This window comes from Streptomyces sp. NPDC001292 (assembly GCF_042896465.1).
Taxonomy (GTDB): domain Bacteria; phylum Actinomycetota; class Actinomycetes; order Streptomycetales; family Streptomycetaceae; genus Streptomyces.
The window spans coordinates 116,166-128,977 of sequence record NZ_JBIAXG010000010.1; the positions used below are offsets into that span (position 1 = coordinate 116,166).

The 12,812-nt window shown below is 72.0% G+C and carries 12 protein-coding genes and 1 riboswitch; of the genes, 6 read left to right on the forward strand and 6 right to left on the reverse strand.

Features of this window, described 5'->3' with window-relative positions:
- Nucleotides 1–48: 48 nt before the first annotated feature.
- Both nagA and ACFY4A_RS14115 read right to left on the reverse strand, forming a co-directional pair.
- Nucleotides 49–1,191 (reverse strand): N-acetylglucosamine-6-phosphate deacetylase, encoded by a 1,143-nt coding sequence (nagA, locus tag ACFY4A_RS14110; RefSeq protein ID WP_390829693.1) that lies wholly within the window; start codon nucleotides 1,189–1,191, stop codon nucleotides 49–51.
- A 7-nt stretch (nucleotides 1,192–1,198) separates the two neighbouring features.
- On the reverse strand, nucleotides 1,199–2,134 hold the full coding sequence (locus tag ACFY4A_RS14115; protein ID WP_390829695.1) for an ROK family protein: 936 nt from the start codon (nucleotides 2,132–2,134) through the stop codon (nucleotides 1,199–1,201).
- A gap of 204 nt (nucleotides 2,135–2,338) precedes the next feature.
- On the opposite strand from ACFY4A_RS14115, the gene ACFY4A_RS14120 reads away from it, so the two are divergent.
- Both ACFY4A_RS14120 and otsB read left to right on the forward strand, forming a co-directional pair.
- Entirely contained in the window at nucleotides 2,339–2,581 is a 243-nt protein-coding gene (locus tag ACFY4A_RS14120; protein WP_141360135.1) for a DUF3263 domain-containing protein, read from the forward strand.
- Nucleotides 2,582–2,634: 53 nt separating this feature from the next.
- On the forward strand, nucleotides 2,635–3,510 hold the full coding sequence (gene otsB / locus ACFY4A_RS14125; protein WP_390829696.1) for a trehalose-phosphatase: 876 nt from the start codon (nucleotides 2,635–2,637) through the stop codon (nucleotides 3,508–3,510).
- Between the two features lie 308 nt (nucleotides 3,511–3,818).
- Here otsB and ACFY4A_RS14130 read toward each other — a convergent pair whose 3' ends face one another.
- Together ACFY4A_RS14130 and ACFY4A_RS14135 are read right to left on the reverse strand one after the other, a co-directional pair.
- Nucleotides 3,819–5,249 (reverse strand): trehalose-6-phosphate synthase, encoded by a 1,431-nt coding sequence (locus ACFY4A_RS14130; RefSeq protein WP_390829697.1) that lies wholly within the window; start codon nucleotides 5,247–5,249, stop codon nucleotides 3,819–3,821.
- Nucleotides 5,250–5,332: 83 nt separating this feature from the next.
- Nucleotides 5,333–6,304, reverse strand: a complete 972-nt coding sequence (locus ACFY4A_RS14135; RefSeq protein WP_390829698.1) for a glucosyl-3-phosphoglycerate synthase — start codon at nucleotides 6,302–6,304, stop codon at nucleotides 5,333–5,335.
- Between the two features lie 130 nt (nucleotides 6,305–6,434).
- Nucleotides 6,435–6,604: riboswitch (SAM riboswitch) on the forward strand.
- Between the two features lie 18 nt (nucleotides 6,605–6,622).
- On the opposite strand from ACFY4A_RS14135, the gene thrC reads away from it, so the two are divergent.
- The 4 genes from thrC to groL all read left to right on the forward strand — a co-directional run bounded on the left by thrC (nucleotide 6,623) and on the right by groL (nucleotide 10,835).
- A complete protein-coding gene (gene thrC, locus ACFY4A_RS14140) occupies nucleotides 6,623–7,906 on the forward strand; it encodes a threonine synthase (RefSeq protein ID WP_390829699.1) in 1,284 nt (427 codons plus the stop codon).
- Entirely contained in the window at nucleotides 7,903–8,178 is a 276-nt protein-coding gene (locus ACFY4A_RS14145) for a MoaD/ThiS family protein (RefSeq protein ID WP_390829700.1), read from the forward strand. The genes thrC and ACFY4A_RS14145 overlap by 4 nt, the downstream gene beginning before the upstream one ends.
- A 430-nt stretch (nucleotides 8,179–8,608) precedes the next feature.
- A complete protein-coding gene (locus ACFY4A_RS14150; RefSeq protein WP_004986573.1) occupies nucleotides 8,609–8,812 on the forward strand; it encodes a cold-shock protein in 204 nt (67 codons plus the stop codon).
- Nucleotides 8,813–9,212: 400 nt separating this feature from the next.
- Nucleotides 9,213–10,835 carry a chaperonin GroEL gene (gene groL, locus ACFY4A_RS14155; protein ID WP_390829701.1) on the forward strand — a complete coding sequence of 541 codons (1,623 nt, stop codon included), beginning with the start codon at nucleotides 9,213–9,215 and terminating at the stop codon, nucleotides 10,833–10,835.
- Nucleotides 10,836–11,182: 347 nt separating this feature from the next.
- Here groL and ACFY4A_RS14160 read toward each other — a convergent pair whose 3' ends face one another.
- Complete coding sequence (locus tag ACFY4A_RS14160) at nucleotides 11,183–11,767, reverse strand: hypothetical protein (RefSeq protein ID WP_390829702.1); 585 nt, start codon at nucleotides 11,765–11,767, stop codon at nucleotides 11,183–11,185.
- A gap of 86 nt (nucleotides 11,768–11,853) precedes the next feature.
- A complete protein-coding gene (gene murQ / locus ACFY4A_RS14165; RefSeq protein WP_390829703.1) occupies nucleotides 11,854–12,789 on the reverse strand; it encodes an N-acetylmuramic acid 6-phosphate etherase in 936 nt (311 codons plus the stop codon).
- Between the last annotated feature and the right edge of the window lie 23 nt (nucleotides 12,790–12,812).

Genomic DNA, 12,812 nt, shown 5'->3' on the forward strand with positions numbered 1-12,812 from the left:
CGGCGCCCACCCCTCGAACCGGTCCCCGCTGCCGGAGGGGCGGACGGATCACCCCAGTTGGGGCTCAACCACCCATGCGCCCCGCCGCATCACGCCCTTCAGGGCGAAGTTCTCGTCGAACAGGACGAGATCGGCGTCCTTGCCGGGTTCCAGGGAGCCCACCCGGTCGTCCAGCCCGAGCAACCGGGCCGGATTGGCGGACAGCGCGGCGACCACGTCCGTGACCGGCAGCCGGTCGACCGTCACCGCCCGCCGGAACGCCCGGTCCAGGGTCAGGGTCGAGCCCGCGATCGAGCCGCCCTCCACCAGCCGCGCCACCCCGCCGGCGACCTCGACCTGGAGCGGGCCGAGCAGATAGCGGCCGTCGCCGATCCCGGCGGCGTCCATGGCGTCGGTGATGAACGCGACCCGGTCCGCGCCCGCGTGGTGGAACGCCAGCTCCAGGGCGGCGGGGTGCAGGTGCACGCCGTCGTTGATCAGCTCGACCGTGACCCGCTCGTCCTCCAGCAGGGCCGCGATCGGGCCGGGGGCGCGGTGGCCGAGCGGCGGCATCGCGTTGAACAGGTGGGTGGCGACGGTGGCGCCGGCGTCGATCGCCTCCACCGTCTGCTCGTACGTCGCGTCCGTGTGCCCGATCGCCGCGATCACGCCGTGCTCCGCGAGCAGCCGTACGGAGTCGATGCCGCCGGGCAGTTCGGTGGCCAGGGTCATCATCCTGGCCCGGCCGCGGGCGGCGTCGATCAGCTTGCGCACTTCGGCGGGGTCCGGGTCGCGCAGCAGCTGCTCGGAGTGCGCTCCCTTGCGGCACGGCGAGATGAACGGCCCCTCGAAGTGGATGCCCGCGATCTCGCCCTGCTCGGCGAGTTCCGACAGCAGCCCCGCCTGCTTGACGAGGAGGCCCATGTCGTCGGTGACGGTCGAGGCGACCAGGGTGGTGGTGCCGTGCTCCTGGTGGGCGCGGACAGCGGTCAGCACGTCGTCGGCCGTGCCGGAGAAGGAGGCGCCGCCTCCGCCGTGATTGTGGATGTCGACGAAGCCGGGGACCAGCCAGTGCCCGCGTACGTCGAGGATCTCGGCGTCCTCCCGGGCGTTGTCGGCGATCCGCGTGCCGTCGACGATCACACGGCCGCCGTCCACGATCCCGGTGGGCAACACCACCCGGGCTCCGGTCAGAACCTTGCTGGGGGCCATCAGGTGGCTACCTCCGGAAAGTCGTAGAAGTGTTGAGCAGGTCCCAGGCCAGGAGCCCCGCGCCCAGGCATCCGGCGGTGTCCCCCAGGGCCGCGGGGACGATCGACGGCAGCTTCTGGAAGGTGACGCGCCGCCGGACCGCTTCCCGCAGTGGCGCGAACAGCGTCTCGCCCGCCTCGGCGAGCCCGCCGCCGATGATCAGCGTGCGCGGGTCCAGCAGGGTGAGCGCGGTGACCAGCCCGTCGGCGAGCGCGTCCACCGCCTCCTGCCAGACCGCCCGTGCCCGCGCGTCCGCGGACTCCACGGCCTTGGCGCAGTCCGCCGCGTCCGCGTCCGGGTTCCCGCACGCCTCGGCCCACGCCTGGCTGACCGCCGACGCGGAGGCGAACCGCTCCAGACAGCCGCGCTGCCCGCACGGACAGGCCAGGCCCCCGGGGCGTACGACGATGTGGCCGATCTCGCCCGCGAAGCCGTGCGCGCCCGCCTCCACCCGGCCGTCGATGCCGATGGCGCCCGCGATCCCGGTGCCCAGCGGCACGAAGAGGAACCGGTCGGCGCCCTGGCCCGCCCCGATCCGGCCCTCGGCCAGTCCGCCGGTGCGTACGTCGTGGCCCAGGGCCACGGGGCTGCCGAGCCGCTCGGCGAGCAGGTCGCGCAGGGGTACGTCGCGCCAGCCGAGGTTGGCCGCGTAGGCGGCGACGCCGCGCTCCTCGTCGACGATGCCGGGGACGGCGACGCCGGCCGCGGCCGCCTCCTGCCCGAGGTGCCGGGCGCCGTGCGCGCACAGCTCGGCGGCGAAGTCGAGGATGCCCTCGACGACGGCGTCCGGACCGCGCTCACGGCCGGTCGCCCGGCGGGCCCGGTGCAACAGGGAGCCGTCGGCGGCGATCAGGGCGGCCTTCATCCCGGTGCCGCCCACATCGAGGGCGATGACGTGTTTCACGTGGAACAGTGTGGACCGTCGACCGGGAGAGGTCTAGTCCACTTACTTGGTGCAGACCGATTGTGTCCCCATGGGGACCGATTGTGTCCCCATGGGGACGCCGGGACGGCCGGAACGGTGCAGACGGCGCGGTCGGCGCCGGCGGCCGAGCCGGGACGGGCCCGGCGGCGGCCGCTGTCGGCGGCGGGGGCTACGGTGCCTGGTATGGACGACGACGAGGAGCAGGGGCTCGGCCGCAGGGAGCGGGACATCCTCGCCCTGGAGCGCCGCGGCTTCACCGGCCCCGGCGCGAAGGAGCGCGCGATACGCGAGGAGCTCGGCCTCTCGCCCGTCCGCTACTACCAACTCCTCAACGCCCTCCTCGACGACACCCGCGCCCTCGCCCACGACCCGGTCACGGTGAACCGTCTGCGCCGGGTGCGCGAGGCACGGCGCGCCGAGCGGTGAGACCCGTCCGGAGCGGAGGAGTGCCTGGGGCCGTGGAGGGATAGGTTCGCCCCATGGGAAGCCAGGACAGTCACGCCACCGACTCGACCGCCCCCGTCTCCCCCCTGCCGACGCCCGTCACCCGGGCGGGCCGGGACGGGCTCGCCGCGATCCTCGCGCGGCCCGAGCACGCGCTGATCGCGCTCGACTTCGACGGGACGCTCGCCCCGATCGTCCCCGACCCCGACCAGGCCCGCGCCCACCCGGACGCCGTGCCCGCGCTCTCCGCGCTCGCCCCGAAGGTGGCCGCCGTCGCGGTGGTCACCGGCCGCCCGCCCGGCGTCGCGGTGCGCCACGGCGGCTTCGCGGGCGTACCCGGCCTGGAACACCTGGTCGTCCTCGGCCACTACGGTGCCGAGCGCTGGGACGCCGCCACGGGCACGGTCGCCGCCCCGCCCCCGCACCCGGGCGTCGCCGCGGTACGCGCCGAACTGCCCGGCCTCCTCGACCGGATCGGCGGCCTGCACGGCACGTGGATCGAGGAGAAGGGCCGCTCGGTCGCCGTCCACACCCGCCGCGCGGACGACCCGCAGGCCGCGTTCGAGGCACTGCGCGAGCCCCTCGCCGACCTGGCCGGCCGCCACGGGCTGATCCTCGAGCCCGGCCGCATGGTCCTCGAACTGCGCCCCCCGGGCATGGACAAGGGCGTCGCCCTCCTGGACTGCGCCCGCGACCTGGGCGCCACGTCGGTCCTGTACGCCGGCGACGACCTGGGAGACCTCCCGGCCTACGCCGCGGTCGACGAACTCCGCTCGGACGGAGTCCCGGGCGTCCTGGTCTGCAGCGGGAGCACGGAGGTCACCGAGGTGTCGGAGAGGGCCGACCTGGTGGTGGACGGCCCGGCCGGGGTGGTGGCACTGCTGAGGAACCTGGCGGAACGCCTCGCCTAGTAGGGCCTGTCCGGCGGATCGAGGGACCGCCTCGCCTAGTAGGGCCTGTCCGGCGGATCGACGGACCGCCTCGCCTAGAGGGCCCGTCCGGCGGATCGAGTCGCGGGAAAGCGGCGGTCGCTGTCAGCCAGCTGAGCGGGGTCCGGTGCGTGCGGCCGCAAGGCGGAGGAGGGAGTCGACGCGATGGGGCCCTGCTCGTCAAGGGCTTGGGGGAGTCGGCGACCGACGACGACGCCGCAGATCTGCGTGCCGGACCCCGCGTCTGCGGCGTGATCCGCCGGACAGGCCCCAGCGCGCCGTCCGCCCGCTCAGCCGCCCAGCTCCTTCAGCTGGTCCAGGAACCACTGAGCGGGCGGCAGCGCGGTCGCGGTGGCGGCCAGCCGCTTCGTCCGCTCCGCCCGCTCGGGGCCCGGCATGCTCAGCGCCCGGTGCAGCGCCCCGGCCGTCCCCACCACGTCGTACGGATTGACGACGACCGCGTCCTCCCCCAGCTCCGCGTACGCCCCCGCCTCCCGCGACAGCACCAGCGCGCACCCCGAGTCGGAGACGACCGGCATCTCCTTGGCGACCAGGTTCATCCCGTCCCGGATGGGGTTGACCAGCGCCACGTCGGCGATCCGGTACGCCGCGAGCGACCGCGCGAAGTCGTCCTCCACGTGCAGCAGGACCGGGGTCCATCCGGGCGTCCCGTACCGCGCGTTGATCTCCTCGGCCACCCGCCGCACCTGCTTCGTGTACTCCCGGTACACCGCGAGGTCCTGCCGCGAGGGGTAGGCGAACGCCACGTGCACCACCCGCCGGCGCCACTCGGGGCGGTCCTCCAGCAACTGCCGGTACGCGTGCAGCCCCCGCACGATGTTCTTGGACAGCTCGGTCCGGTCCACCCGCACGATCGTCCTGCGCGGGCCACCGTCCGGTCCGGCGCCGATCTCCTCGCGCAGCGCCGCCATCCGCTCCTCGACGTCGGCCCGGCGCGACCGCTCCCTCAGGAACTCCGCGTCCGCGCCCAGCCCGTGCACTCCGATCCGGGTGCCCCCGAGCCCGCCGGTGACCGCGTCGCAGCACCCGGCGAACGCGTCCGCCCACCGCTGGGTGAGGAAGCCCAGCCGGTCCGCGCCCAGCATTCCGCGCAGCACCTGCTCGGCGATGTCGTCGGGGAGGATCCGGAAGTAGTCCGCCGGCGCCCACGGCGTGTGCGAGAAGTGCCCGATGCGCACATCGGGCCGGAAATCGCGCAGCATGCCCGGTACGAGCGTCAGGTGGTAGTCCTGCACCACCACGGCCGCCCCCTCGGCCGCCTCCTCCGCCAGCGCCTCGGCGAAGGCCAGGTTGTAGGCCTCGTAGGACTTCCATCGGCGCCGGAACTCCGCGTCGAAGATCGGCTCCAGCGGTGTCTGGTACAGCATGTGGTGGACGAACCACAGCACCGAGTTGGCGATGCCGTTGTAGGCGTCGGAGAAGACCTTCGCGTCGATGTCGAGCATCCGCACCTGCTGCCCGCCGGTCGCCTCCGACGGCAGCCGGCGCCCGCCCTCGAAGCGGTTTGCCGCCTCCCGGTCGGCGTCGCTCAGCGCGGCGCACACCCACACCGCGCCCGCCTCCGGGCCGATCGCGGAGAGCCCGGACACCAGCCCTCCGCCTCCGCGCCGGGAGTGGAGCGAGCCGTCCTCGCCCACCTCGTACGAAACCGGGCCGCGGTTGGACGCGACCAGCACCTCGGCACCGTGCGTTGAAGCCATACGCCTCAACCTAGCCCGGCCCCGAAACGCTCAAACGTACGGTTCCGCTTCGTAGCCGGCGACAGGCGGGCGAGACCCGTCTTTCACGCCACCTGCCGGGCCGCGTACTCCGCGATCTCGGCCATCGGCGGACGCTCCTCGGTGTCCACGCGGTACGTCCGCGGCTCGAAGCCCTTCTCGCCGCGCTCGAACTGGGTGAGCCAGGGGCGCACGAGGTGGCCCCGGGCCAGGCGCAGCTGGGCGGTGCGGTAGATCGCGGCGGCCATCCGGCCGAGCGCCTGCCCGTCCTGGTGCCGGTGCCTGCGCACCCCGACGTCGACCTGGGCGAGCGCGTCCAGGCCCACCAGGTGCAGCGCGTCGACCAGCATGCCCAGCTCGACGCCGTAGCCGACCGGGAAGGGCAGCTGTTCGAGCAGCGAGCGGCGGGCCGCGTACTCGCCGCCGAGCGGCTGCACGAAGCCGGCCAGCTGCGGCCAGTGCATGTTGAGCAGCGGGCGCGCCATCAGCTCGGTGACCCGCCCGCCCTGCCCGGCCGCGGCCGAGGCGGAGGCCTGCCCGCCGGGCACGGTGAAGGGGCGGTCGTACATCGCCTTGACCAGGTCGACGTCGCGTTCGGTGAGCAGCGGGCCCACGATGCCGGTGACGAAGTCGGAGGAGAACTCCCGCAGATCGGCGTCGACGAAGCAGATGACGTCCCCGCGGGTGACGAGCAGGGAGCGCCACAGGACCTCGCCCTTGCCCGGCACCGCCGGCAGCCGCGGCAGGATCTCGTCGCGGCGCACCACCCGGGCGCCCGCGGCGGCCGCCACCTCGAAGGTGCGGTCGGTGGAGCCCGAGTCGACGACGACGATCTCGTCGACGAGCGGCGCCCGCTCCACGAGGTCGCGGCGGATCACCGTGACGATGTCGCCGACCGTCGCCTCCTCGTTCAGCGCGGGCAGCACCACGGAGACCGACTGACCGGTGCGCTGCTTGGCCGCCAGGATCTGGTGGAGTGGCCGGTCGGCCACGGACCAGGAGCGGGTGGCCAGCCAGCGCTCGACTTCTTCCAGCACGGTCAGCGGCTCCTCACTGTTGTCTCGCGCTTCGGACGACTGACTCAACCGTCCTGGCCTTCCGTTACAGTCTGAACAACGCGGACGACCATCCCATGCCGGGGGTCACCACCGCGCCACAACCGAATACAGCTCATCCAGAGGGGCAGAGGGACACGGCCCGATGAAGCCCCGGCAACCCTCCAGCCGGTTCTCGTATCGACTGCTGTGCGAGCGCAGCCGATCGTCTTCGCGAGGCTCCCGGCTAGGGAAGGTGCCAAATCCGTCTCACGGCGAGATGCGTCGTGAGGAAGATGAGGAGAAAGGGCCTCGCCTCACATGGCTGTGCAGACCGTTGCAAGCAGCACCGACTCCACCGTAGACCTCGGCCCCGCCGCGGCGCTGAGCTGCCGGGAGTGCGGTCACCGCGTCCCCCTCGGCCCGGTCTTCGCCTGCGAGGAGTGTTTCGGCCCGCTGGAGATCGCCTACGACTTCTCGGCCTACGACACCGAGGAGCTGCGCAAGAGGATCGAGGCGGGCCCCGCGAACATCTGGCGCTACGCGCCGCTGCTGCCCGTCCCCGCGGACGTCGCAGGCAAGCCGAACCTGAACCCGGGCTGGACCAAGCTCGTCCGGGCCGACCGCCTCGCCCGCGAACTGGGGGTGACCGGCGGGCTGTACGTGAAGGACGACTCCGGAAACCCGACGCACTCCTTCAAGGACCGTGTGGTCGCCCAGGCGCTGGAGGCGGCCCGCGCCTTCGGCTTCACCACGCTCTCCTGCTCCTCGACCGGCAACCTGGCCGGCGCCGTCGGCGCCGCCGCCGCCCGCGCCGGACTGCGCTCCTGCGTGTTCATCCCGCACGACCTGGAGCAGGGCAAGGTCGTGATGGCCGCGATCTACGGCGGCGAACTCGTCGGCATCGAGGGCAACTACGACGACGTGAACCGGTTCTGCTCCGAGCTGATCGGCGATCCGGCCGGCGAGGGCTGGGGCTTCGTCAACGTCAACCTGCGGCCGTACTACGCCGAGGGCTCCAAGACGCAGGCGTACGAGATCTGCGAGCAGCTCGGCTGGAAGCTGCCGGACCAGATCGTCGTCCCGATCGCCTCGGGCTCCCAGCTCACCAAGGTCGACAAGGGCCTGCGGGAACTGATCGAGCTCGGACTGGTCGAGGACAAGCCGTACAAGATCTTCGGCGCCCAGGCCGAGGGCTGCTCGCCGGTGTCCACCGCCTTCAAGGCCGGCCACGACGTCGTACGGCCGCAGAAGCCCGACACGATCGCCAAGTCGCTGGCGATCGGCAACCCGGCCGACGGCCCGTACGTCCTGGACATCGCGCGCCGGACCGGCGGCGCGGTGGAGGACGTGACCGACGAGCAGGTCGTCGACGCGATCAAGCTGCTGGCGCGGACCGAGGGCATCTTCGCCGAGACGGCAGGCGGTGTGACGGTCGGCGTGACGAAGAAGCTGGTCGAGAACGGCGTCCTCGACCCGACGAAGACCACCGTCGTCCTCAACACCGGCGACGGGCTGAAGACGCTGGACGCGGTGGCCGGCACCGGCCTGACCGCGACGATCCGTCCGACCCTGGACTCCTTCCGAGAGGCTGGCCTGGCATGAGCGTGACCGTCCGTATCCCCACCATCCTGCGCACCTACACCGGCGGCCGGGCCGAGGTGAGCGCCGAGGGCGCGACCCTCTCCGAGGTCATCTCGGACCTGGAGAGGAACCACACGGGCATCGCGGCCCGGGTCCTGGACGACCAGGGCAAGCTGCGCCGCTTCGTCAACGTGTACGTCAACGACGACGACGTCCGGTTCGAGCAGGGGCTCGAGACGGCCACCCCGGAGGGCGCGGGGGTCTCGATCATCCCGGCGGTCGCCGGCGGCTGATCATTACCTTCGGTAATTCCGGTTACGCAGAGTTCACCGAGTTGCCCCCTCCGTGAGAGAAGCGGAGGGGGCAATTCCGTGGGATTGAGCGCGGTACAGTTGGGGAACGCGCCCCCGAACTCCGAATCCGGGGCCCCGGATTCCTGTCGTGGGCCCGGCAAGAAGTAGCCAAAGTCTGCGGGCCTTTTGCGGCATTTTCCTTGTTTGTGGGGCCCGACTTGCCCTGAATTCGCGTGAATTCTTCCTATATTCCGGACCGTGTACGTCCAGATTTCTCGTCCGATTGACCTGTTGCAGACGGCAGTTGGACAGATACATTCAGCCGCGGTCGACGCGTTCCGGCGCACGCCCCCGATCCACGGGGGGTGAGGTCTGACCCGGGTCCGCGAAGTGTGGATCTGTGCAAGGGCCAGTAATAGGGGAGTTGGGCATGGCTCAGGGCACCGTCAAGTGGTTCAACGCGGAGAAGGGGTACGGCTTCATCGCGGTCGACGGTGGTGCGGACGTTTTCGTCCACTACAGCGCGATCCAGATGGACGGCTACCGCACGCTGGAAGAGGGCCAGCGGGTCGAGTTCGAGATCTCGCAGGGCCAGAAGGGTCCGCAGGCCGACATGGTCCGCGTCACGGCCTGAATCGCGCGACCACCGCAAGCGACGTTCTTCTTCGGAAGGGCCCGCACCTCCGCTGCCGGGGTGCGGGCCCTTCGTCGTGTCCGCGCATCCGACCCGTCCCGGGGGCCTGGCGTACCGGCGTTCGCGGGGCTGAGTCACCCCCATCCCCCGCAGGCGCTTGCGCCAACCCGTCACCCGACCGCCACCCCTCATCGAGCCCGCTTCGCGGGCGCACCTTGCACTCGGAGGGGTCGAGTGCTAATCATTGGCGTTAGCACTCTGAAGGTGAGAGTGACAACGAAGGACCGGGTCGGTGAGGCCACGGGCCGGGTGGGGCAAGGAACCTCCGGCCGGGGCCGTCCGTCGCGGGCGCGGGCGCGGTCCGAAGTAATCACCCCCAGTCCTGGGAGGACCACTTCACATGGCCAAGATCATCGCGTTCGACGAGGAGGCGCGGCGAGGCCTCGAGCGCGGCATGAACCAGCTCGCGGACGCCGTCAAGGTGACCCTCGGCCCGAAGGGCCGCAACGTCGTCCTCGAGAAGAAGTGGGGCGCCCCCACGATCACCAACGACGGTGTCTCCATCGCCAAGGAGATCGAGCTCGAGGACCCGTACGAGAAGATCGGCGCCGAGCTGGTCAAGGAAGTCGCCAAGAAGACGGACGACGTCGCCGGTGACGGTACGACCACCGCGACCGTGCTCGCCCAGGCCCTGGTCAAGGAAGGCCTGCGCAACGTCGCCGCCGGTGCCAACCCGATGGCCCTGAAGCGCGGTATCGAGAAGGCCGTCGAGGCCGTCTCCGCCGCCCTGCTCGACCAGGCCAAGGAGGTCGAGACCAAGGAGCAGATCGCCTCCACCGCCTCCATCTCCGCCGCCGACACCCAGATCGGCGAGCTCATCGCCGAGGCCATGGACAAGGTCGGCAAGGAAGGCGTCATCACCGTCGAGGAGTCGCAGACCTTCGGTCTGGAGCTCGAGCTCACCGAGGGCATGCGCTTCGACAAGGGCTACATCTCCGCCTACTTCGCGACCGACATGGAGCGGATGGAGGCGTCGCTCGAGAACCCGTACATCCTCATCGCCAACTCCAAGATCTCCTCGGTCAAGGACCTGCTCCCGCTCCTGGAGAAGGTCATGCAGTCGGGCAAGCCGCTGCTGATCATCGCCGAGGACGTCGAGGGCGAGGCCCTGTCGACCCTGGTCGTCAACAAGATCCGCGGCACCTTCAAGTCCGTCGCCGTCAAGGCCCCGGGCTTCGGCGACCGCCGCAAGGCCATGCTCGGCGACATCGCCATCCTCACGGGCGGCGAGGTCATCTCCGAGGAGGTCGGCCTCAAGCTGGAGAACGCGACCCTGGACCTCCTGGGCCGCGCCCGCAAGGTCGTCATCACCAAGGACGAGACCACCATCGTCGACGGCGCCGGCTCCGCCGACCAGGTCGCGGGCCGCGTGAACCAGATCCGCGCCGAGATCGAGAACAGCGACTCCGACTACGACCGCGAGAAGCTCCAGGAGCGCCTGGCGAAGCTCGCCGGCGGTGTCGCGGTCATCAAGGCCGGTGCCGCCACCGAGGTGGAGCTCAAGGAGCGCAAGCACCGCATCGAGGACGCCGTGCGCAACGCCAAGGCGGCCGTCGAGGAGGGCATCGTCGCCGGTGGTGGCGTGGCCCTGCTCCAGACCACCAGCGTCTTCGAGAAGCTGGAGCTCGAGGGTGACGAGGCGACCGGCGCGCAGGCCGTGAAGCTCGCCCTGGAGGCCCCGCTCAAGCAGATCGCCGTCAACGCCGGCCTCGAGGGCGGCGTCGTGGTGGAGAAGGTCCGCAACCTCACCCCCGGCCACGGCCTGAACGCCGCGACCGGTGAGTACGTCGACCTGGTCGCCGAGGGCATCATCGACCCGGCGAAGGTGACCCGTTCCGCGCTGCAGAACGCCGCCTCCATCGCCGCGCTGTTCCTCACCACCGAGGCCGTCATCGCCGACAAGCCGGAGAAGGCCGCCGCGCCGGCCGGCGGCGGCATGCCGGGCGGTGACATGGACTTCTGATCCCCCGAGGATCGGATCCGTCCTTCACGTACCGAGGGCGGCACTCCCTGGAGACAGGGGGTGCCGCCCTCGGGCATGTTCCGGGTCACAGGTGTGGAGCGGTGGAATGCCGTGGCCGGTGGGGCAGTTGACGCCGGTGCACGGCTGATGCGCGTGCGCGCCGGCCGGTACCGACCACGATTCCGAGGAGCCCCCCACGTGACCGTCACCGCCTCCGATGACGACAGCACGTCCTCGCCCGGGACGCCATCCGGCGAGAACATCCGGGTCATCGGCGCACCGCGGCGGCGGGGCGGCCGACGGCGGCCGGTGAGCCCGCGCCCGCCGGGGCGAAGGTGCCGTAGAGCCTACGGGTTGCCCATGGGTTCGATGTCGACCCGCACGGGATGGCCCCAGACGCGCACCACCTCGTAGTCGGTGAACTCGTGCACGAGCCGGTAGGCGGGCGCGGCGCGCGGTGCCCGGCGCTGGGCGGCGATGAACAACTCGGCCTCGCGCCGGTCCCGGCGCGGGGTCCCGCACAACTGCCACTCCCGCCCGTTCCACAGCTCCGGCAGCCACCGCTGCTGGGGCTGCGGCCGGTCCTCGCGGACGCCGTAGCGGGACGGGGCGGGGGCGGCGGGCTCGGCGGCGCGGCGCGCGTACGACGCGTACGCTCCGTCGACCTCGGAGCGGCGTGCGGCCCGGCGCCGGGTCTCGCACAGCAGGCACAGGTCGGGCGCGCTCTCGTCGACGGGCCCGTTCGGATGCTCGGGGCAGCGGGTGGCGGGCGCGGTCGTCGTGACGGTCTCGTCCAGCAGGTCGAGAGCGCGCCGGAGATCCGCCTTCACCTCGTGCAGCCTGGCGTCCGGCGTCTGCGCGGAGAGCGCCTCGCCGTGCTCGCCGAGCAGACGCAGAGCCCGTCCTAGGGCGGTGAGCTGGGCGTGGTTCATGGTGTCCTCCAGCGTAGGACGCCCCGGCAGGCATGCGAGCCCCGGCCTGCCCGCTCGTGCCGCCACCGGTCCCACGCCCGTCGGCCTCAGCTCCCGGCGCGTTCCAGCGCCGCGCGCAGACGGCCGCCGGATTCCTCCAGGAGACGGGTCGCCGTGGGGCCGTCGATGTCGGCGAGAAGGGTGAGGATGGCGGTTTTCACCTCGCCGTCCGTGGCCGTCAGGGCTCGTTCGATCTCGTCGTCCGGCGCGCCCGTGGCCAGGGCGACGATGCGACGGGAGCGGGCGCGGAGCTTGTCGTTGGAGGCCCGTACGTCGACCATCAGGTTTCCGTAGGTCTTGCCCAGGCGGATCATCGTGATCGTCGAGAGCATGTTGAGGACCAGTTTCTGCGCCGTGCCGGCCTTCAGGCGGGTGGAGCCGGTGAGCAGCTCGGGGCCGACGACGACCTCGATGCCGTGCTCGGCGGCGGCCGCGAGCGCGCTGTCCGCGTTGCAGGACAGGCCGATGGTCAGGGCGCCCAGGGCGCGGGCGTGCTCCACCGCGCCGATGGCGTAGGGGGTGCGGCCGGAGGCGGAGACGCCCACCACCGTGTCGTCCGGCGTGAGGCCGAGGGCGGCGAGCGCTTCGGCCGCCAGCTCCTTGGAGTCCTCCGCGCCCTCGACCGAGGTCACCATGGCCGGCGGGCCACCCGCGATCAGCCCGACGACCTGGGAGGGGTGGGTGTTGAAGGTCGGCGGGCACTCCGAGGCGTCCAGGACCCCCAGCCGTCCGGCCGTGCCCGCGCCGGCGTAGATCAGCCGGCCGCCGCGCGCCATCCGCTCCGCCACCGCGTCGATCGCGGCGGCGATCTGCGGCAGCCGCTCGGCCACGGCGGCGGGCACGGTGGTGTCCTCGGCGTTCATCAGCCGGGCGATCTCGAGCGTCGGCAGCCGGTCGATCTCCGCCAGCTCGGGGCGGAACGCCTCGGTCGTCAGCGACTCCAACTCGGCGCGCAGCTCGCGGTAGTGGGGCGTGGAGGTCATGAGGGGGCGGCTCTCTTCGTGCG